Here is a 21,028-nt window from a genome sequence, read left to right on the forward strand (position 1 = left end):
ACCCTCCGTATATCTGGAGGGTTTTTCCTGTTTTTATTCTATATATTTGTAAAGAAGCACGCTCCAAAAACCATTAAAATGAGCAACGAAAATTTATCAATTAAAGAAAAAGTTAAAAAGCTATATTCAAATATATTTGAAGAAGCACTCATTGATGAAATTGTTAAGGTGTCTCATTACAATAAAGTGGAAAGTGGCGATTTTTTAATTGACATTGGAGATAACATGACCCATATACCACTGCTTATTGATGGTGTAGTTAAAATTGTGAGACAAGATGATGAAGGTGAAGAAATTGTGCTTTATTTTTTAGAACCTGGCGATACCTGTGCCATATCCTTTGCTAATTGCATCAACAAGAAAAAAAGCATTTTTAGAGGTGTTGTTGAAAAGGATTTAGAAGCTGTTTTTTTACCTGTTGAATACGTTGACGATTGGTTGGCAAAATATAGGTCTTGGCGCTATTTTATTATAGATTCTTACCATTTTAGGCTTTTAGAAATGGTTGAAGCTATTGATAGTTTGGCGTTTTTAAACATGAGCGAACGCTTATTAAAATATTTGAGTGGTAAAGCCAAAGTAAGTAACAATATAGACCTTCAAATTACCCATCAAGAAATTGCAGATGATTTACATACATCCAGAGTTGTAGTTACTAGAATTTTAAAGCAATTACACGACGACAAAAAAATATTTTCTACCCGAAGCAAAATCAAGGTTTTAGAATTCTTCAAATAATATTTAACTAAAGTCATATTCTTGATAAATTAAAAATATTTGGCCTTAATCATATACGACCAACTCCAGAATTCGTTATATTTGTTAAGACATAACGCTATTGAAATGATTAGCATCGAAAAAGCCATCGAACTGGTTAAATTAAAGAGTGAACCTTTACTGAAGGAAACAATAAAGCCTACTGAAAAAGCTGGTGGTTATCTATTATACAGAGATATAGTTTCTCCAGTAAACATGCCTCCTTTTAGGCAATCAGCCGTGGATGGCTATGCACTAAATATGCATGATAGTCTTTCTTATAAATTAATCGGTGAGATAAAAGCTGGAGATGCCCACCAACCTAATTTAAAACCAGGTGAAGCCGTCAGGATTTTTACCGGGGCTGCGGTTCCAGATTCAGCAAATGCTGTTATGATGCAAGAAAAGGTAGAAGTGAATTATAAAAGTATTAAGATAGCACACCAAATTCCTGTGGAATGCAATATTCGTCCAATGGCCGAACAAGTTAAAAAAGGAAATATTGCCTTGAAAAAGGGTACAGCGTTAACTCCAGCTGCTATTGGCTATCTCTCATCGCTTGGCATAACACGTATTCCTGTTTACCAAAAACCTTCAATTGCATTAATTACAACAGGCAATGAATTGATTGAGCCAGGAAAAGATTTAAAATATGGCCAGATTTATGAAAGTAACTCAAAAATGCTACTGAGCGCATTGTACAGCTTAAAATTTTATGATGTTACCATTGAAAAAGTGGAAGACGATTACAACAAAACCGTCTCTGAACTTAGCGCTGCAATAAGTAAAAATGATTTAGTGATAATAACAGGTGGCATTTCCGTCGGTGATTATGATTATGTTGGAAAAGCTTTGAGTGAATTACAGGTTGAGGAGCTATTTTATAAGGTAAAACAAAAACCAGGTAAACCGTTATTCTATGGAAAAAAAGGAAAAACAAACATTTTCGCCCTTCCCGGAAATCCTGCAGCTGCGCTATCGTGTTTTTACCTTTACGTTTATATCGCTTTACAAAATATGATGGACCGAAAGGAAAATGAATTGCCCCGAGTTAGTGCTAAATCGCTCACAGATTTTGAAAAAAAAGGTGATCGTCCACAATTTTTAAAGGCGATTTACGAAAACGGCAAAGTTGAAATTTTAGAAGGACAAAGTTCTGCCATGCAACAAACATTTGCACTATCAAATGCGTTAGTTTATGCACCTGAAACCTTGTCAAGCATCAATGTAAACGATGCCGTTGAAACCATTTTATTGCCTGTATAATATGAGTTATAAAATTAAAAGTAGAATATGGATTGAATCTGGAGATAATGTGCTTTTGGGTGAAGGGCGAGTTCATTTGCTAAAAGCCATACAGGAAACAGGATCACTGTCCAAAGCAGCTAAATCATTGAACATATCCTATAAAAAAGCATGGCAACTACTAGATTCAGTTAACAAATCAGCAAAAAAACCGGTAACCATCAATAGCATTGGTGGAAAAGGTGGTGGCGGTGCCGAATTAACGGATTATGGAAGGTCTTTAATCGATGCTTTTGAAGAAATAAATAAAAACTGTTGGGCCTTTTTAGATGAGCAACTTAACAAAATCAACACCTTATAGTGCAAGAAATTGAAAACATATTTCCGTTTTTGGTGATATTACCTATTATATCATTTTTATACGCCAGTGTTGGACACGGTGGCGCCAGTGGCTATTTGGCCTTAATGGCTTTGTTTTCGTTTGCACCTGAGTTTATGAAGCCTACAGCCTTATTACTTAATTTGTTCGTGGCAGGCATTTCATTTTATTATTATTTTAAAGCTGGTTTTTTCAACAAGAAATTGTTTCTATCCTTTGCTTTAGCCTCAATTCCCATGGCTTTTCTGGGAGGCACTATTGAAATTGACGCTTCCGTCTACAAAAAAATATTAGCCATTTTGCTGGTTTTCGCCATTTTAAAAATGCTCAATGTTTTCGGAAAGGAAAAGGATTTACTGAAACCCGTAAAAATTTGGCAAGGATTACTTGTCGGTAGCTTTATTGGTTTCTTTTCAGGGCTCATCGGTATAGGAGGTGGTATTATTTTAACACCATTGATTTTACTGTTGCATTGGGGGAAAATGAAAGAAGCTGCAGCGGTTTCGGCATTGTTTATTTGGGTGAATTCTGCTGCAGGTTTGGTTGGACAATTTACCAGTGGTGTATCATTGGAAAAAAGTTCGTTTATCCTTGTGGCAATTGCTTTAGTTGGTGGTGTTTTAGGCGGTTATTATGGCAGCAAAAAAATCAATAATCACAGGTTGAGGTACATTCTTGCGTTTGTATTGCTCATTGCTTGTGCAAAACTAATGTTCACTTAAATGATTCATAAAAAAAACATAACAGGCATTATACTTGCTGGTGGCAAAAGTAGCAGAATGGGCACCGATAAAGGTTTTTTATCCGTTAACGGAAAACTATTTGTACAGCACAGTATTGATGCCTTAAAACCGTTGGTTTCTGAAATCATAATCGTTTCAGACGATGTGGCTTATGATGTTTTTAAATTAAGGAGGATTGAGGATGAAGTTAAAGAATCTGGTCCATTGGCAGGATTATGCTCAGGTTTAAAGAAGTCAAAAACGGAATGGAATTTGGTTTTAAGTTGCGATATTCCGCTGATTACTTCAGAAATTTTAACACTTTTAGTTGAAGCCGTTGATGAGACTTCCGAAGTCATCCAAATTGAAAGCAACAACAAAACCATGCCATTGATTGCACTTTACAAAACCGCTTGCAAAGACAAGTTTTATGAGCTATTAAAAAGTGGTGAACGCCGAATGCAATACGCAGTGAACCAATGCCAGGTAAAGACCATCAAGTTAAATAATGAAAATGATAGATTCACCAAAAACGTGAATACTTTTGAGGAACTAAAATCCATTGAAAATGATTGTTAACATTAAATATTTTGGACAAATAGCTGAAGCAACGCAAAAAATTGAAGAATCATTGGAGTGCCAAGAAAGCTCAATTTCTGAACTTATTAAGCGTTTGATTGTAAAATACCCCGATTTAAAAAACAAGGATTTTAAAGTGGCTCAAAACCAGGAGTTGGTTTCCATCGAAACTCTTTTAACAGGAGAAGAACTTGCTTTATTACCACCGTTTGCTGGTGGATAATTTATGAATAGATACAGCCGACATATCATCCTATCCGAAATTGGCCAAAAAGGTCAAGAAAAAATCAACAACGCGAGTGTTTTGGTAGTTGGCGCTGGTGGTTTGGGTTGTCCTGTTTTACAATATCTAGCTGCTGCGGGTGTTGGAACCTTGGGAATCATCGATTTTGATATTGTTGAGGAATCTAACTTACAACGCCAAGTTTTATTTGGAACAAATTCTCTTGGAAAAAATAAGGCCATTGCCGCCAAAAAACGTTTACAGGATTTAAATAGCAACATAAAAATCATCGCTTTCGCGGAAAAACTGACTTACCAAAACGCACTTCAGCTTTTTGAAGAATACGATATTATTGTGGACGGTAGCGACAATTTTGAGACCCGTTATTTAGTGAACGATGCGTGCATCATTGCCAATAAACCGCTTGTTTTTGGGGCTATTTACAAGTTTGAAGGTCAGGTTTCTGTGTTTAATTATGAAAATGGGCCAAGTTACCGGTGCTTGTTTCCAAATCCGCCAAAAAAGGACAGTGTTCCAAACTGTTCGCAGATTGGTGTGTTAGGTGTTTTACCCGGAATTATTGGCTGCATGCAAGCTAATGAAGCTTTGAAAATTATTTTGGGTATTGGCAACACGCTATCTGGTAAATTGTTTTGCTACAACGCGTTAACGCTTCAAAATTCAACCTTAACCATCAAACGCTCTGGAAGTGAAATCAACAAAGTTTTGAAAAATAAAAGCGATTTCAGTAAAAGACAAATGAATGTTATTTGCGAACTTCCCGTTCAAACCATTTCAATGAAAGACGCCCTAAACAAAGAAAACGTTCAGTTTATTGATGTTAGGGAATTTGAGGAAATCCCGAAAGTAGAAGAACTAAAAGTAACTTCAATTCCATTAAGCCAATTGGAAAACAACCTAGAAAAAATAGATGCAAATAAAGACAAAGTTCTGTTTTGCCAATCAGGAATAAGAAGTCAAAAAGCAGTTTCAATGTTGCAAAACCTCAACATTAAAAACTGTTATAGCCTAAACGAGGGCGCTTCGGAAATTATTAAGTATCTAAACGAAAATAAAACAACAACACATGTCAGATAAAAAAATAAAGAATGTTTTTAAGGAAGGAGCAATTTCCTCAGAATTTATAGGTGATTCCATCGCCAAGCACCAAACCAAAAAAAGCATTGGTGCCCACAATATTTTTTTGGGCCAAGTGCGTGCTGATGTTATTGATAGCAAAACAGTCACAGCCATTGAATATACCGCTTATGAAGATATGGCCAATCAAAAATTCCATGAGATTAGGGAAGCCGCTTTTGAAAAATTCGAGCTCACTTGTATGCATATCTATCACAGCTTAGGAACCGTAAAAGCAGGTGAAATATGCTTGTTTGTTTTTGTGTCCTCACCACGACGAAAAGTGGTTTTTGAGGCTCTAGAATTTATTGTAGAAGCTATTAAAGCAGTTGTTCCCGTTTTTGGCAAGGAAATCTTTGAAGACGAGAGTCACCAATGGAAAGTTAATAGTTAAGAAATGGTAGATATAACACATAAAAGCACCACGCTCCGCACAGCTATAGCCCAAGCCACCGTAAAGGTCAGTAAACCTGAAACCATAGAAGCTATAAAAAACGACACCGTTCCCAAGGGCAATGTATTTGCCATGAGTAAAGCGGCTGGTTTATTGGGTGTAAAACGTACACCAGATATTTTACCAGATTGCCATCCTTTGCCAATAGAATTTACAGGTGTTGAATACGAAATAAACGGACTTGAAATTACTGTTTTGTTCACTGTAAAAACCATTTATAAAACAGGTGTTGAAGTTGAGGCCATGCATGGTGCTAGCGTAGTTGCCTTAAACATGTATGATATGCTTAAACCCATCGATAAAGGCATTGAAATTCTCAGTATCAAACTATTAAATAAAAAAGGTGGGAAATCTGACTTTAAAAACCGATTTAAAACCGATTTAACCGCAGCAGTAATTGTCTGTAGTGATACCATCTCAAAAGGAGAAAAGGAAGACCGAGCAGGAAAAGCCATTATTGAAAAACTGGACGCTTCAAACGTGAAAATTGATGATTACATCATTATTCCTGACGAATTGGAAACTATTCAGAATAAAGCAAAGACATACCAAGAAAAAGGCATCGATTTAATTATTTATACTGGAGGAACAGGACTTTCAGGGCGTGATGTAACTCCTGAAGCATTGATTCCAATTTTAGATAGACGTATTCCTGGAATTGAAGAAGCCATTCGTAATTACGGGCAAGAAAGAACGCCTTACTCCATGTTATCCAGAAGCGTCGCAGGAACCATGAAAAACACTTTGGTTTTGGCTTTACCAGGATCAACGAATGGTGCCAAAGAATCGATGGATGCCATTTTTCCATCGGTACTACACATTTTTGGAGTTTTAAGAGGGGCAAGACACGACTAATGAGTAAAAACAAAAACATATTACAAGATACTTTTGGTAGAGACCACACCTATCTGCGTATATCTCTAATAGAATGCTGCAATTTGCGTTGTACGTATTGCATGCCTGAAGAAGGTGTGCAACTTTCTCCGAAAAGCCATATTATGACTTATGAGGAGATTTATGACATTGCTAAAATATTTGTGAAACACGGTGTTAACAAAATAAGGTTAACTGGTGGTGAGCCCTTGGTAAGAAAGGATTTTAAAGTCGTTTTAGAAAAATTGGCAACGCTTCCCGTAGAATTATCCATTACCTCAAATGCGGTGATTATCGATAGATTTATTGATGTTTTAAAAACCAATAATGTCAAAAACATCAACGTTAGTCTGGATTCTCTAAACCGTGAAAAATTCAAACACATTACCCGAAGAGCTGAATTTGATAAAGTTTACAACAATATTCTACTATTGGTAAAAGAAGGGTTTAATGTGAAAGTAAATACCGTATTAATAAACGGTTTTAACGATAATGAAATAATAGATTTCATCAATTTCACCAAAGAACATCCAATTTCTGTTCGTTTTATTGAGTTTATGCCCTTTGATGGCAACAAATGGGATATGAGTAAAATGGTAAGTTATGCTGAAGTGATGAATTATGTTGAAAACTCATTTTCTAAAGAAGACATTATTCGTCTTGCAGATGCACCAAACGACACTTCTAAAAACTATAAAATAAAAGGCTACAAGGGAAGTTTTGCCATCATCAGTTCGGTTACCAATCCGTTTTGTGATTCTTGCAATAGGCTGCGTTTAACCGCCAACGGACAATTAAAAAACTGTTTGTTTTCTTCCACCGAATCGGATTTATTGACCTTACTCCGAGCTGGAAGACCTATTGAGCCCGCCATTGAAAAAGCGGTAAAAGTCAAGCTTAAAATGCGAGGTGGCATGGATAGCCTTAAAAAACTGGAAAAACCCGAACTGCACACCAAAAACAGAAGCATGATTACCATTGGTGGCTAATTCATAAAAAGCGGCTAATGTTAATTATTCAAAAACTATGGTAATTTCAATAGATCAAATTTCAAAACCTCATCGGCGTAATCCACATCTATTTCCTTTTTGATCAATTTATCTGGCAAAGGAATTTTGATTTTAAAGCGTGCTGAAGGATAGCAGTAAAAATGCTTTTTCTTGCTGAAATTTTCCTCTTGGGCAGATTCAGACAACTTACTTTTATCTGTTGTTACGACTAAATTACCATTATCCAAATAAAAATTAAAGTCGTCTTTAATGTAACCGGGCAATTTTAGTTCGTAATGAAAGCATTTTTCTGTTTCAGTAATTTTTAAATTGTTCAATTTTGATATACTGAACAAATTTTCTTTAAGATCATCTTTAAGTTTTAAACTCCTTTGAAGCAATCTGGAAACGCTTTTTAACTCGTTACCGTATTTTTTAGTTTGAGGCATAATTCCCGTGTTTTTTAATTTTTAAGACCTATATAGTTACCTCCCAAATTGGAAATAAGATAAAGTAAACTTAGAATGGAGAAAAATTACCTAAATATTGAACTAACCCTATTTAGTTGAAGATCACTTAAAATTAAAACAATGTTTCAAACTGCACAAGCACTATACCTAGTTTTAAGCATTCCTTAACACAGCAACATTGATTTTTATTTAATCAAATTAAATTGGGTGCTTTTTTGACAAATATTTAAAATATACTGATTATCAACCTATTGAAGAAGACTGATAAGGTATCTCTAATTTACTAAAACCTTCTTCTGAAAGCTACTTTTAGGCGCTTCGCAAAGCGAACACACATAGTTTTCTGGCAAATCTTGAAAAGGTGTATTGGGAGGAATATTTTGGGTGATATCTCCATAAACTTCATTGTATACCGTTAGGCATTCAGGGCACTGGTGTACCTCCTCTTCAAAGGTATCCTTTACTTCCACTATCGATTCTTCATCATCCCTTTCTGTTCCCAGCTGGTCAAAATACATTTGGCTCAGTTCCATTAACAATCCGGGAAGCTCCACCTTATCCACGTCTTGAACATGCATGATATACTCTCGGGTATTGGGGTCGAAATTCTTGGCATACAATAAATTATATGTGTCCCTAGTCACAAAATCACCAATAGCTTCCGGTTGTTTGTTCTTTTCGATAACTATTGAAGTGAAGTTATAGGTGTCACTGTCGAAACTAGTTACACCAAAGGTTAGTCCGTATGTACTGATGTCATTTTGGTCAAAATTGGAAACTAGATATTTTTTTAAATTTAAAGCCCCTGGATCATTTACAGGCAAGTGCCAATTCATTTCCAACATGGAGTGCCGAACATTGATTCCGAATTTACCCAAAAACTTTTCCCACTGTAATTTTGAACTTAACGGAATACCTTTTACGATAAACGATTTCCACGGGGTAATGGATATTTTACCTATTTTGTTTTCCGAACACAATTCACACATGGCCTTTAGGAACTTCAAATCATATCGATTATTTCTCCAATAGAGCCCCAACCAATATCTATCGGGACCAATACGGTTCATGCCTTCGTAATATGGAAATGGGTAAAAAGGGACTTCCAAAGGTTTGTCAACCGTTCTGTTATTGGTATCTACAGCATCACTTACCAGGTCAAAAAGGGTCTCAATAGTCTCCGGTTCTTCTTGCAGGACACTTTCAATGGCGTACTCCACTTTGTCCATGTCCCAACTGTAAATAAGTGCTGGATACATTACCGTTTTTTTCCAACCGGGCAGCCTTACATACAAATACCAATAATCGTCATGTTCTGAAGCAATAAAATTAACATTGCCCGTAAACAATGGAACCAAACGTTGCTTAGGGTCTGTAACGTTTATTCGTAATTTTGGTTTGTGCTTAAACTGCTCAATAATGTATAAATACCTATCACTTGTCAACCAAGATGTGCTCGGAAGGATTTCGGCCGAAACATAAGATGAGGCTATATTCTCAACGCCATCTCTTTTTGGCTTTACAAATTTGATTTTATCAAATTGGGCAAACTTGCTCTCATCAATATCCTCGGGAAAAATAATATCTTGGCGAGAACCAAATGAAATGGCATCCAAACCTAAACCTTCTGCGGCTTCACAAATGTACTTAAGCTCACCGGGTGATAAAACACCTCCGTTTATCCTTAATCTATATGGCTCTTCCATTACACTAATACTTTTGAATTCATGAGTATTTCCCTCACCTCCGTTTTACAACTTCCACAACCTAAACCTGCACCCGTTTTGTTGCATAGTTCAGTAAAATCGGAACAACCTTTTTTAACCGCCTCTTCAATGTTTCCTGCACCAACTTGACTGCATGAGCACACCAATTTACCAACAACAGGTTCTGTGTTTGATGCGCCTCGTAACAAGGTATCGCGTTTTTCGGCCATTTCAATTTTGCTCTCAATCATGGTTTTAAATTCGGCAAATTCGTTTTTATCGCCCATTAACACTGCACCAACCAATAGGTCGTCTTTTACAATACATTTTTTATAGTAACGCTTTTTAATATCAGTGAAAATGACTTCTTCGTAGCTGTCATCATTTTCGGGAACACTTATATCACCAATACTGCACAGGTTTAAATCGTTGAATTTTAAGATATTCATTAACACCGAGCCATTGTATGCCACACTTATATCTCCTGCTATAAAGTTCGCCAAAATATTGGCTTGTTCTTCTGCGGCCGATGTAATTCCGAACAACTGGTTATTGAATTCGGCAATCTCACCAATGGCAAAAATATCAGGGTGCGAGGACTGCAAATGCTGGTTCACTTTAACACCTCTACTGCAAGCTATACCATTTTCTCTTGCTATTTCAATATTAGGAATTGTTCCAATGGCATAAACAATAGCATTAGCCGTAATAAACTTTCCACTTTTTAATGTGATGTTCAACTCCCCTGTTTCATCGTCATCAAAAACAGTACTTACCTCATTATCAAAATAAATTTGGATACCTCGCTCTTGCACATCTAAAGCCAGTAACTTGCTCGACACTTTATCCAATTGGCGTTCCATTAAACGTGATGCCCTTTGTATTATGGTAATCTTAACGTTTTTATGCTTCATGGCTGCCGCCAACTCAAGTCCCAATAAACCACCACCTACAATGACAACGTGTTGTTCTTCAGGAGGTAATCCGGTAGCTTCTAAATATGCTTTAAAGTCATCAGCATCCCTTTTGTTTCGCATGGTAAAGCGGCCAGGCAAATCTATTTGCACATCTTTTGGAATGAATGCACGGCTGCCTGTAGCCAGTATCAATTTATCAAAACCATACTCTTTGTTGTTGCTGTCGACTACTACTTTGTGCTTTTTATCGATATTGATAATATGGGTTTCGGGGTGCACCTGAATGTTAAGTTTGGCTAACTCTAACTTTTTAATCTTTAGAAGTTGTTCCCAACTTAACTCCTCGGTTACATATTCTGGCAGTAACACCCTATTGTAAAACAAATTGGGCTCTTTTGAAAACACATGGATTTCATCAGCTTGGTTATATTCCCTATAATTTTGAACAAACCTGAAAGCCGCTGCGCCTGCCCCGGCGATAATTATTTTTTCTACAACTTTCTTATACTTTGCAACTGAAACCCTTGTAAACTTAAAATCAGGTTCCTTAGAAGTTGGATCCACGTGGGTATTGGTTAAATTGTTGGCTCTGTTCAAGTCACTTTGCAGCTGCTTGCCCCAATGCATGGGCAAAAACACAACCCCTTTTTTAATGCTATCAGTAACTTTTGCCCGCACCCGAACTACCCCATTTTCACTTTTAATTTCTGTGATATCTCCATCTTTGAGTTTGTACAAATAGGCATCTACGGGATTGATTTCCAAAACAGGTTTAGGATAATGTGTTTTTAAACGCGACACCTTGCCCGTCTTGGTCATGGTGTGCCATTGGTCACGAATACGACCCGTTGTTAATATAAGCGGAAAATCTTCATTGGGTTGAACTGAAGTATTTACAATATGGTTTGGAATGTTGAACTGCGCCTTTTGCGATGGCGTATAAAACTTTTTATCTTCAAAAAGCCTTGGCGTGCCTTTATGCCTGTACTCTGGGACGGGCCATTGAAAGGTGCCCTCAAGCTTTAAGCGCTCATAATTTAAAAAGGATACATCAATATTGGTCCCTTTGGTCATTGAGGCATACTCATCATAAATCTCTTCCGTATTACTATAGTTAAATCCCCTAAAACCCATTCGCTGTGCAAAGTCACATAAAATTTCAACATCTGGCCTTGCTTCTCCTGGTGCATTGATTTCCTTTGGCAAATATGAAATACGCCGTTCAGAATTGGTCATAGTGCCCTCCTTCTCCAACCATGCCGCGGCAGGTAAAACCAAATCGGCATAAGCAACAGTATCTGATTTATGTGAAATATCTTGAACCACAACAAACTTGGCATTCTTCATAGCTTTTTCAATACGATGCGTATTTGGCAAGCTTACTAAAGGGTTTGTACAAGCAATCCAAACCGCTTTCATCTTACCACTTTCCAATGCGTCAAACATTTCGGTGGCTGTTAACCCCGGTTTCGGGTTAATTCTGTCAACACCCCAAAATTGGGCTACTTCACGTCGATGCTCTTCATTCATTAAATCTTTGTGAACCGCCAAAAGATTGGCCATACCCCCTACTTCACGTCCGCCCATAGCATTTGGTTGACCCGTTAATGAAAAAGGACCTGATCCGGGTTTTCCGATTTTTCCGGTAATTAGTGATAAATTTAGCAAAGACACATTTTTATCCGTACCCACAACACTCTGGTTAAGCCCCATCGCCCACATGCTAATAAAACCTTTTGAAACACCAATAATATCAGCTGCCTTTTGGATATCTTTTTCGGGAACACCACATAACAAAGAAGCTTGCTTTAATGTTGTTTTAAAAATTAAATCTTTGTACTCATCAAAACCTTCAGTATGATTTTTTATAAATTCTTCATCAATTAACCCCCTTTTGTATAAACACCTTCCAATGGCATTGTAAAGGACAACATCTGTTCCCGGCAATAACTGTAAATGTAAATCTGCAAAGTTTGCTGAATCTGTCTTTCTTGGATCTACTACAATAATTTTAACCTCTGGGTTTTCCTCTTTACGCTTTTCAATACGTCTAAATAAAATAGGGTGGCACCACGCTGGATTTGCCCCTGTAATTAAAAAACAATCGGCCAATTCAATATCTTCATAAGAAATGGGCACACTGTCTTCCCCAAATGTTTTCTTATAGCCAACCACGGCAGAACTCATGCATAATCGCGAATTGGTATCAATATTATTGGTTCCCAAAAACCCTTTGGTTAGCTTGTTGGCAATGTAATATTCTTCGGTTAAGCTTTGTCCGGACACATAAAAGCCAACACTATCTGGCCCATATTTTTTTATAATCGATTTAAAAACACTGGCTGCCCTATCCAAAGCGTCATCCCAACTTACTCGTTCTCGGGGGTGCGATCTGCTCCAACGCATTTCGGGGTATAAAATCCTGTCGGAAACATCATTGGCAACATAGTGCAAATTCATTCCCTTGGAGCAAAGCATACCTTTGTTGACGGGATGGTCTTTATCGCCCTCAACCAAAACCTTGTTATTGCTATCTTTTTTAACAATAATACCGCAGCCTACGCCACAATAGGAACATGTTGTTTTTACCTCGTTTTTTAACATTTAAACCAAGATTTAGACTAAGTTAAGACAATAATTTTAGAATGGAACGAACACTAAAGCATTATTCAGAATACAACAAAAATCACAGTTCTAATATTTTAATCCATTAAAATTGACTATTTAATTTTAGATATTTTCTTTAGTTATCTGCACCAATTTTTATGGTAGCCAATTCTCCATTAGGAATGTTTTCTTCAGATATTTCATCGTCTTCATTTGAAAACTTAATGGCCAGAGCCACAATTGCCGTTGTAACCACAATCAAACCAATAATGAAATAGCCAGAAGAAACCGCTGCAGAAGATGCCGCCGATTGGGCAGATCTTATGGCCTCGACACCCAAACCTTCATTGGCTACTATGGCTGCCTTTTCGGCAACTGCCGACTGCGATTTTAATAACATAGCAGCCAAAAACGCACCTACATTACCTCCTGCACCCACAACTCCGGATACTGAACCAATAGCCTTTTTATTAATAAATGGGACCACTGAAAAAGTTGCCCCTTCAGCCATTTGAACAGATAAGCTGAACAATATTAAAAACACAATGCCGACAATGATACTTGTTGTTGTTGAAAAGGTCATCAACATTGTTCCTTGAATGGCTAAAATTCCTGACAAGAACAGTACACGCCCCCTTAAACCTTTAAGTTTTCCAAATCTATCCCCAAAGAAACCTCCTAGTGTTCTGGCAAAAATATTCATAAGTGCAAAAGACAAAACTATGTTTCCGGCAGTTACCCTCTCTAATTGAAAGGTGTTTTGAAGATAATCATCCATCGTACCATAGACCGTCAACTCAATGCCAAAACAAGCTGCATACACCAAGAAAAGAATCCATGTTCTATAGTCTTTAATAACAGTTAAAAAGCCTACTTGATCTTTTTTGGTGTTTACCATTTCTCCTGAAGCTCTTAAATCCTTAAAGTTTCCTTGTAGCGTATCTTTAGTAAAGAAAAAATAAACCAATCCCATTAAAAAACAAATCACACCGGCAACTACCATGGAGTATCTCCAAGCCTCTCCTTCAGCAACACCAAAACTAACTACGGCAGCAGCAATCAATGGCATCCCCAAACGATTTGCTCCTCCTCCAAGATTACCCCAACCAGCTGAGGTTGCGTTTGCTGTTCCAACAATATTGGGTGCAAACATTAAAGATGTATGAACTTGCGTAATAACGAAAGAAGCCCCAATAAACCCAATGAACAGTCTGCATATTAAAAATTGCATGGGTGTTTGCACCAATCCACACAGAATTACAGGAATGGCACCCAACATGAGCAACCAAGTGTAACATAATCTTGGTCCGTATTTATCACACAATTTGCCTATAAGTAAACGTGCAAATACGGTTCCTGAAACCGCAAGGATAATGGAGTTCCATTTTTGGTCTGGTGTTAAACCTAAATCCTTAACAACATCGGGCATGAACGGAACAATACCAAACCATGAGAAAAAACATAAAAAGAATGATATTGAGGTTATCCAAAATGTACGTGTAGATACATTTTTAAAATCCAATAAACTAAGCTTTGTAGCTTTTGATTGTGCAATTTGTGCCATGATACATAAATTTTATACGTACAAAACTAAGTATTAATACTTAATTATGCAATATAAATTTACGTATTTACATATTTATACGAGATTGATAATTTTTGAATATGCTTTTTGTGGATTCGGCAAAAATAAAACACATACCTCCTTTTAAAATGACATTTGGTTTAAACAACCCTAAACCAATTCATATTCCTTAGCTTTATTAGTAAGCTCCATCAAGTTTTTAACGTCAAGTTTTTTCATAAGGTTAAAGCGGTGTACCTCAGCAGTACGTTTACTAATTTGAAGTTCTTCGGCAATGTCTTTGTTATTTTTTAATTGCAATACCAATTCAAGTATTTGCTTTTCACGTTTGGTTAAATTGAATGGATCTTCTTTTGATTTTTTTGTCGGTGTTGGTGCACTTGTGCTTCCATTAACAAAGTTATTCATTATAATTGCAGACACATCCCCCGTGAAATACTTACCCCCCGATGCCACTTTGTTTAAGGCTTTTAGGAATTCTTCCTTACTAGCTCCTTTTAACAAGTATCCGTCTGCACCAGCTTGAATGGATTGTACAACATATTCCTCTGAATCGTGCATGGAAAGCACTAAAGTTTTAACATCTTTGTAATGTTTATTGATTTCTCCAACAACTTCAATTCCATTCATTTCAGGCATTCTAATATCAACAATTAAGACACGGGGCTTGTTTTTCTCAATAATTTCCAAAGCCTCTTTTCCATTGGACGCTTCATCAATAACCACAATACCCGATTGGTCTTCTAAAAGTGCCCGAATGCCATCTCTAACCAAAACATGGTCGTCTGCTAAAACCACTTTAATCATATCCATAAACTTAAGTTATTCAGTACAAAATTAATAAAATTACGTAATAATACGTATTTATCTACAAATCTATTTGCTCTGTAAAGGAATATTCAGGGTTACCCGAGTGCCTTTTCCAACTTCAGAATTAAGAAACAAGCGACCTCCAATAAAATTTATACGCTCTTGCATAAAGGTCATGCCCATACCACCATCCCCATTTTTTACTTTTTCAACCTTGGATGGCTCAAATCCTTTTCCATTATCATCCACAACAATGCTCAACATATTTTCGCTATGTGCCAGCGACACCAGTATATGAGTAGAATCGGCATATTTTATGGCATTATTTATAGCCTCTTGGGTAATTCTGTAAATATTGATTTCGGTAAGCGAATCCAATCTTTGATTAAAATCAGTTTTGTTAAAAAACATGATTTGCTTTCCTGTAAGCCGAGACAATTCTTGGGTCAACTTGGTAATTGCAGGAACAACACCATGATCGGTCAGCTCTGGCGGCGTTAGGTTGAACGTTGCCGTTCTAACTCCTTTTATGATGTTTGAGGTGAGTTCTTTTAAATGTTCTATTTTTGCCGTAGCCTTTTTAACATCTTTTGTATCTATGCTTTCCAAATTGTATTTTAAACCAGTCAGCATCTGTCCAATACCGTCGTGCACATCTTTGGCAATCCTATTTTGTTCTTTTTCCTGATTTTCAATAATCTTACTTGAGATTATTTTTTGTTGGCTCATTTTCTCTTCAAAACTTTGTTTTGTTAAGCGTTCTATTTCCAGTTGCGCTTTTTTTCGTTCTGTTATTTCAGAGGCAATAATGAGTAATTCAGACCTATCTTCTGTTGGGCTAAACGGTATTATGGACATCTCCAACCAAACTCCATCACCGTCCTTTGTTGTTCCCTTTAATTCTCCCTGCCAACCTGTTTTCTTATGTTTAACAATTATATCTTCAATAATAAGTTGCTCATTTTCCGCAGTGGACAAGACCTTCCAAAACAATACATTTTCGTCAAGTTTTGAAAACCGAAATAGCCGAGAAAACTTATTTCCCATATGAAGTACCTGCCCGTTCGGGGCAATTCTTGCAAACAACAAAGTCTCATCCATGGCATGGCTAAGCGCACGCAATTCTTTAATGGATTTTTCCTTGGCAATACTTAATTCATCAGCTTCAAAGGCCATCTTTTTGGCACGCTGCTCGGCAAAAAGCAAATCCGCCAATATGTTTTTAACGTTTTTAGCTGTAGGCCAGAAAATAAACATGAACTCACCCAACAAAATCAGCAAAGTAAAACACATGAGCCAGATTTCGAGGTTGCGCAGCCAACTTACTTTCTTATCAGCCTCCAAATCATATTGATTTACAATATCATCCATCAACATCAGAAAATCTCCCTCATTCGTTTTAACCTGTTCTATTTCTTCAGCAAATGCGCTGATAGGCATTGGAGGAATGTTTTCAATCTTTTCAATAATAGATTTGGAAGCCCTGGAAATAGTATCAAAAATGGGATTTAAAACCCTGAATTTATCGGTTACTGCCTTACTGTTCTTTTTAGGTAAACCTAGACTATCATTACCTTTTTGTAGTGCGTGATGTGAAAGTTCCCAAACATGAAGCGTCTCCTTTATTTTATCCTTAAGAAACACCCTGTCTTCCAAAGAAGATTCTGCCGAAAGTGAAACAATATCTTTGGTCAGTTTTTGGCTAAGCATACGCTGCCGACCTGCTACATTGATTACTGTGGAATCACTTTGCTGGTCGTCAAGATGCTTCCTGATGAGAATTTGGCTTGCAATTACGGAAACTGCAATGGCGCTTAAAGCGATGATGTATAAACGGCTTAATTTATTAAACGTACGTTGGTCTAATGAATTACCGTTATCAGTCATAAGCCTACAATTTAAGAAATAGCTTTTTTAACAAGGGCCAAGCTTTTATCTGAGAACGGAAGCTTTAATGCTTCCGCATGACCTTTATCGGACATTTTAACCCATGTTTTTTTCAGAATATCTATGAGTTTATCGTCATCGTGCTTTTCAGCAAACTCTTCAAAATAATAATCTAAAAACACCAAACAAATAGTGTCTTCCAAAATTTGGGTTTCTTCGTTCTTTTTAATGAGTTTTTTATTGATTAAAAATGAAACGCGGTCAATAAAAATATCATCGTAACCTACCCTATTCAATATTTCTGCAGTCAACTCGGCATGCATTTTTTTTAGTGTTTCTCGCCATTTCAGATAGCCAACCCGATCCATCGGGTACTCGTCCCGTGGTATTTTCCATCTGCAAATATGCTGGGCACGAGCGGCAATCTGCAATGCTTTTGATGCATTTGGCTCAAACTGCAAAAGCTTCCTTGTCATACGCTGTGAATAAAGAAGCTCTTTGGGATATTTTATACCGAAAACATCGTAAGTGTTCGTGTCTTCACTGTTTTTTTCGTCTATTAATGCAATTGCCGTTTCAAATCTGGTTGGCTTCATCTTTTCATTTTTTAATCTGAAAAGCCAATATACACATTTCCCTCATCAATCTTTACAGGATAAGTTGCAATTTTTAGGTCATCACCTCCTAAATTGATACCATCCTCCAACGAAAAATTCTTTTTATGCATGGGGCATGCTACCTTTGGAATACCATCTTTATCACCAATCATACCCAATGACAAAACCATTTCCATTTTATGAGGGCACAGGTTCTGCGTAGCATACCATTTACCGGTTCGTGTAAAATTATAAACCGCTATTTGTTTGGTTTTATACTTAATACAAGCACCACTATTTTCTGGAAAATCTGAAGTTAAACCGACCTTAAACCAAGTTTTCACGTGTTCTTCCGTTACTGATTTGTATTGTTCTAAAATATCTTGCATCACTTCTATTTTTTTTAAAATTTTCTCATTTCAAACCCATGACTAGACTTTTTTAACTCCATGCCTTAGGCATTTTTTGGTCGCGCATTGGTACGAACACAAGGTTATCGTCCGTATCATCAGAGTTTACAAAATGCTTGAAACGCTTCATCATTTCAGGGTTTTCAATGGCCTGTTTCCATTCGCACTCATATTTGTTTACAAGGCCTTGCATTTCTTTTTCCAATTCTTCAGCAATCCCTAAAGAATCTTCAATAACTACTTGTTTTAGATATTCAATGCCACCTTCCAGCTTTTCCAACCAAGGAGCAGTTCTCACTAATGGTCCTGCGGTTCTTAGATAGAACATTAAAAATCTATCTAAATATTTTATGGCAGTTTTATCGTCCAACTGTTCCGCAAACAAAAGGGCATGTTTTGGTGTTGCTCCACCATTTCCACAAACGTATAAGTTCCACCCACCTTCAACGGCTATAAGTCCAAAATCCTTGCCTCTAGCCTCGGCACATTCCCTGATGCAGCCCGAAACACCTCCTTTTAATTTATGTGGCGAACGCAACCCTTTGTATCTGTTTTCAATTTCTATAGCAAAAGTTACACTTTCGTGCATACCATATCGACACCAGGTTGAACCTACACAACTCTTAACAGTTCGCAACGACTTTCCGTAAGCGTGGCCACTTTCAAAACCCGCATCAATCAATTCTTTCCATATTAGCGGTAACTCGTGAATCTGAGCTCCAAACAAATCGATTCGCTGACCACCCGTAATTTTTGTATATAAATCATATTTTTTGGCAACTTCACCCAAAACAATTAATTGCTGTGGTGTAATTTCACCAGCAGCGACTCTTGGCACCACGGAATAGGTGCCGTTTCGCTGGATATTTGCTAAAAATCTGTCGTTTGTATCTTGAATAGTTGGCTGTTTATTTGCAGTTTCCATGGTTATGGTAGCAAAAATAGATGCTAGAGCTGGTTTACAAACCTCACATCCATGGCCCTCGCCAAACAAATTCAACGCCTCTTCGTAATTGGCAACTTTATTTACTTTTATTAAATCGTAAAGCTCTTGACGATTAAAACTGAAGTGTTCACAAAGTACTTCTTTGACTTCTTTTCCAAGTGATTTTAGGGTTTCATTCACCAAATCGACCACCATAGGTTTACACCCTCCACAGCCTGTAGTGGCTTTAGTTTTCGCTACAACATCACCTAGATTGCTACAATCACCCTCAGTGATGGAACAACAAATAGCTCCTTTGGTAACGCTCTCGCAAGAACACACCTGAGCCACATCTGGAATATCCAACACACTGCCAAATGATGAGCCACCCTCACCTCTAGAGCCAATGATTAATTCTTCGGCATCTTCAGGGATTGGCAGTCCGTTTAAATATATTTGATGGAACATATTATAATCACTGGCATCTCCTATTAAAATACCGCCAAGTAATTTTTTTCCATCATGACTAACATTGATTCGTTTGTATAAATTTTTGGTTTTATTTTCAAAAATGATAGAATAACCTTTTTCAACAGGCATAAACGGTTCACCATAGCTCGCTACATCAACACCTATCAACTTGAGTTTTGTAGACATGTCGATATCTTCTTGCATCAACACATCTGCTTTACCTAAAATTTGGTTTACGGCAACCTCGGCCATATCATAGCCTGGGGCCACCAATCCATAAATCATTTGGTTGTACAAGGCTACTTCACCTATGGCATAAATTTCAGGGTCTGACGTCTGCATTCTGTTGTTCACAACGATGCCTCCACGTTTGCCCATTTCCAATGCACAAGTTTTACCTAGTTCATCCCTAGGCCTTATACCTGCAGAAACAACCAGCATTTCAACATCAATTTTATCGTATTCGCCAAACTCCATACCTGTTATGGCTCCTTCATCTCCCAATATTTTATTGGTTGCTTTTGACAAATGCACATGAATACCCATAGATTCAATTTTCTCCATGAGCACTTTACTCCCTCGAGTATCCAACTGACGCGGCATTAATTTAGGCGCAAACTCAACAACGTGAGTCTCAAGCCCCATGTCCATAACAGCCTTTGCGGCTTCCAAACCTAAAAGGCCACCTCCCAAAACAGCAGCTTTTACTTTATCTGTTCTTCCTTGTTGAATTTTATCAGCATAATCCAACATGCCTTCAAGATCCTCTATAGTTCGGTAAACAAATACGCCCTTTTTTTCAATCCCTTTAATATTAGGAACAAAAGGAGACGAACCCGTAGCTAGAACTAAGTAGTCATATTTATAATTGATGTCCTTTGAGGAGGTTATTTTTTTTGAAGATCTATGAATATCTGTAATACGCTCATTAGTTATCAATTCAATGCCATTTTCTTCATACCATTCACGGGGAGCCATTTCCAAAGCTTTGGCATCCTTATTTTCAAAGAATTCACTTAAATGAACACGATCGTAAGCAGGCCGTGGTTCTTCACCAAAAACAATAATCTTAAAGGCTTCACTTCCAGGTTTTTCAACAAATTTCTCACAGAATTTGTAACCAACCATACCGTTACCAACTACAATAATTTTTCGCATATCTACGTATTTATTTAGCAAATCTAAGTATTAATACTTAATTATGGTGTTTTTTTTAAATAATTTTACGTAGAACCCCAATTATTACCAATTTCTCAAATAGAAATACAAATAATTGCTTATTAAGAA

At 37.0% G+C, this 21,028-nt stretch carries 19 protein-coding genes; 10 read left to right on the forward strand and 9 right to left on the reverse strand.

Annotation, left to right across the window (positions count from 1 at the left end; genetic code table 11):
- Positions 1–78 precede the first annotated feature (78 nt).
- Genes WJN01_RS10795 through moaA form a run of 10 tightly spaced genes read left to right on the forward strand, consistent with a single transcriptional unit; the run spans position 79 to position 7,357 of the window.
- On the forward strand, positions 79–738 hold the full coding sequence (locus WJN01_RS10795) for a Crp/Fnr family transcriptional regulator (RefSeq protein ID WP_445197173.1): 660 nt from the start codon (positions 79–81) through the stop codon (positions 736–738).
- Between the two features lie 39 nt (positions 739–777).
- Entirely contained in the window at positions 778–2,022 is a 1,245-nt protein-coding gene (locus tag WJN01_RS10800; protein ID WP_445197174.1) for a molybdopterin molybdotransferase MoeA, read from the forward strand.
- A gap of 1 nt (position 2,023) precedes the next feature.
- Complete coding sequence (locus WJN01_RS10805) at positions 2,024–2,362, forward strand: winged helix-turn-helix domain-containing protein (RefSeq protein WP_445197175.1); 339 nt, start codon at positions 2,024–2,026, stop codon at positions 2,360–2,362.
- Positions 2,362–3,102: a sulfite exporter TauE/SafE family protein gene (locus WJN01_RS10810; RefSeq protein WP_445197176.1), complete on the forward strand. Its 741-nt coding sequence runs from the start codon at positions 2,362–2,364 to the stop codon at positions 3,100–3,102. Before WJN01_RS10805 ends, WJN01_RS10810 begins: the two co-directional genes overlap by 1 nt.
- Positions 3,103–3,681 carry a molybdenum cofactor guanylyltransferase gene (mobA, locus tag WJN01_RS10815; protein WP_445197177.1) on the forward strand — a complete coding sequence of 193 codons (579 nt, stop codon included), beginning with the start codon at positions 3,103–3,105 and terminating at the stop codon, positions 3,679–3,681. It begins immediately after the preceding gene.
- The gene (locus WJN01_RS10820) at positions 3,671–3,904 is read left to right on the forward strand and encodes a MoaD/ThiS family protein (RefSeq protein ID WP_445197178.1); all 234 of its coding nucleotides are present in this window, start codon (positions 3,671–3,673) and stop codon (positions 3,902–3,904) included. Before mobA ends, WJN01_RS10820 begins: the two co-directional genes overlap by 11 nt.
- A 3-nt stretch (positions 3,905–3,907) precedes the next feature.
- Positions 3,908–5,002, forward strand: a complete 1,095-nt coding sequence (gene moeB, locus WJN01_RS10825) for a molybdopterin-synthase adenylyltransferase MoeB (protein WP_445197179.1) — start codon at positions 3,908–3,910, stop codon at positions 5,000–5,002.
- The gene (locus WJN01_RS10830; RefSeq protein WP_445197180.1) at positions 4,992–5,435 is read left to right on the forward strand and encodes a molybdenum cofactor biosynthesis protein MoaE; all 444 of its coding nucleotides are present in this window, start codon (positions 4,992–4,994) and stop codon (positions 5,433–5,435) included. The genes moeB and WJN01_RS10830 overlap by 11 nt, the downstream gene beginning before the upstream one ends.
- Positions 5,436–5,438: 3 nt before the next feature.
- The gene (gene moaCB, locus WJN01_RS10835; protein ID WP_445197181.1) at positions 5,439–6,350 is read left to right on the forward strand and encodes a bifunctional molybdenum cofactor biosynthesis protein MoaC/MoaB; all 912 of its coding nucleotides are present in this window, start codon (positions 5,439–5,441) and stop codon (positions 6,348–6,350) included.
- Entirely contained in the window at positions 6,350–7,357 is a 1,008-nt protein-coding gene (moaA, locus tag WJN01_RS10840) for a GTP 3',8-cyclase MoaA (protein ID WP_445197182.1), read from the forward strand. The genes moaCB and moaA overlap by 1 nt, the downstream gene beginning before the upstream one ends.
- A gap of 35 nt (positions 7,358–7,392) precedes the next feature.
- Here moaA and WJN01_RS10845 read toward each other — a convergent pair whose 3' ends face one another.
- The 9 genes from WJN01_RS10845 to nirB all read right to left on the reverse strand — a co-directional run bounded on the left by WJN01_RS10845 (position 7,393) and on the right by nirB (position 20,899).
- Positions 7,393–7,806, reverse strand: a complete 414-nt coding sequence (locus WJN01_RS10845) for an Hsp20/alpha crystallin family protein (protein WP_445197183.1) — start codon at positions 7,804–7,806, stop codon at positions 7,393–7,395.
- 296 nt (positions 7,807–8,102) lie between these two features.
- Positions 8,103–9,533 carry a rubredoxin gene (locus WJN01_RS10850; RefSeq protein WP_445197184.1) on the reverse strand — a complete coding sequence of 477 codons (1,431 nt, stop codon included), beginning with the start codon at positions 9,531–9,533 and terminating at the stop codon, positions 8,103–8,105.
- Positions 9,533–13,054, reverse strand: coding sequence for a molybdopterin-dependent oxidoreductase (locus WJN01_RS10855; RefSeq protein WP_445197185.1), 3,522 nt, complete (start codon positions 13,052–13,054; stop codon positions 9,533–9,535). The genes WJN01_RS10850 and WJN01_RS10855 overlap by 1 nt, the downstream gene beginning before the upstream one ends.
- A gap of 139 nt (positions 13,055–13,193) precedes the next feature.
- Positions 13,194–14,621 (reverse strand): MFS transporter, encoded by a 1,428-nt coding sequence (locus tag WJN01_RS10860; RefSeq protein ID WP_445197186.1) that lies wholly within the window; start codon positions 14,619–14,621, stop codon positions 13,194–13,196.
- A gap of 171 nt (positions 14,622–14,792) precedes the next feature.
- Positions 14,793–15,455: a response regulator gene (locus tag WJN01_RS10865; RefSeq protein WP_445197187.1), complete on the reverse strand. Its 663-nt coding sequence runs from the start codon at positions 15,453–15,455 to the stop codon at positions 14,793–14,795.
- Between the two features lie 63 nt (positions 15,456–15,518).
- Positions 15,519–17,339, reverse strand: coding sequence for an ATP-binding protein (locus WJN01_RS10870; RefSeq protein WP_445197188.1), 1,821 nt, complete (start codon positions 17,337–17,339; stop codon positions 15,519–15,521).
- Between the two features lie 11 nt (positions 17,340–17,350).
- Positions 17,351–17,935, reverse strand: a complete 585-nt coding sequence (locus tag WJN01_RS10875) for a DUF4202 domain-containing protein (RefSeq protein ID WP_445197189.1) — start codon at positions 17,933–17,935, stop codon at positions 17,351–17,353.
- Between the two features lie 11 nt (positions 17,936–17,946).
- Positions 17,947–18,324: a nitrite reductase small subunit NirD gene (nirD, locus tag WJN01_RS10880; protein ID WP_445197190.1), complete on the reverse strand. Its 378-nt coding sequence runs from the start codon at positions 18,322–18,324 to the stop codon at positions 17,947–17,949.
- Between the two features lie 52 nt (positions 18,325–18,376).
- Complete coding sequence (gene nirB / locus WJN01_RS10885; RefSeq protein WP_445197191.1) at positions 18,377–20,899, reverse strand: nitrite reductase large subunit NirB; 2,523 nt, start codon at positions 20,897–20,899, stop codon at positions 18,377–18,379.
- Positions 20,900–21,028 lie beyond the last annotated feature (129 nt).

It is taken from the genome of Tamlana sedimenti (genome assembly GCF_038148895.1).
Classification (GTDB): domain Bacteria; phylum Bacteroidota; class Bacteroidia; order Flavobacteriales; family Flavobacteriaceae; genus Tamlana.

Excerpts from the sequence above, each read along its gene's own strand:
- moaA (WP_445197182.1), top strand. The coding sequence starts at position 6,350 with ATGAGTAAAAACAAAAACATATTACAAGATACTTTTGGTAGAGACCAC.
- mobA (WP_445197177.1), top strand. The coding sequence starts at position 3,103 with ATGATTCATAAAAAAAACATAACAGGCATTATACTTGCTGGTGGCAAA.
- WJN01_RS10795 (WP_445197173.1), top strand. The coding sequence starts at position 79 with ATGAGCAACGAAAATTTATCAATTAAAGAAAAAGTTAAAAAGCTATAT.
- moaCB (WP_445197181.1), top strand. The coding sequence starts at position 5,439 with ATGGTAGATATAACACATAAAAGCACCACGCTCCGCACAGCTATAGCC.
- WJN01_RS10860 (WP_445197186.1), bottom strand. The coding sequence starts at position 14,621 with ATGGCACAAATTGCACAATCAAAAGCTACAAAGCTTAGTTTATTGGAT.
- moeB (WP_445197179.1), top strand. The coding sequence starts at position 3,908 with ATGAATAGATACAGCCGACATATCATCCTATCCGAAATTGGCCAAAAA.
- WJN01_RS10830 (WP_445197180.1), top strand. The coding sequence starts at position 4,992 with ATGTCAGATAAAAAAATAAAGAATGTTTTTAAGGAAGGAGCAATTTCC.
- nirD (WP_445197190.1), bottom strand. The coding sequence starts at position 18,324 with ATGCAAGATATTTTAGAACAATACAAATCAGTAACGGAAGAACACGTG.
- WJN01_RS10865 (WP_445197187.1), bottom strand. The coding sequence starts at position 15,455 with ATGGATATGATTAAAGTGGTTTTAGCAGACGACCATGTTTTGGTTAGA.
- nirB (WP_445197191.1), bottom strand. The coding sequence starts at position 20,899 with ATGCGAAAAATTATTGTAGTTGGTAACGGTATGGTTGGTTACAAATTC.
- WJN01_RS10845 (WP_445197183.1), bottom strand. The coding sequence starts at position 7,806 with ATGCCTCAAACTAAAAAATACGGTAACGAGTTAAAAAGCGTTTCCAGA.
- WJN01_RS10855 (WP_445197185.1), bottom strand. The coding sequence starts at position 13,054 with ATGTTAAAAAACGAGGTAAAAACAACATGTTCCTATTGTGGCGTAGGC.
- WJN01_RS10875 (WP_445197189.1), bottom strand. The coding sequence starts at position 17,935 with ATGAAGCCAACCAGATTTGAAACGGCAATTGCATTAATAGACGAAAAA.
- WJN01_RS10805 (WP_445197175.1), top strand. The coding sequence starts at position 2,024 with ATGAGTTATAAAATTAAAAGTAGAATATGGATTGAATCTGGAGATAAT.
- WJN01_RS10820 (WP_445197178.1), top strand. The coding sequence starts at position 3,671 with ATGATTGTTAACATTAAATATTTTGGACAAATAGCTGAAGCAACGCAA.
- WJN01_RS10850 (WP_445197184.1), bottom strand. The coding sequence starts at position 9,533 with ATGGAAGAGCCATATAGATTAAGGATAAACGGAGGTGTTTTATCACCC.
- WJN01_RS10870 (WP_445197188.1), bottom strand. The coding sequence starts at position 17,339 with ATGACTGATAACGGTAATTCATTAGACCAACGTACGTTTAATAAATTA.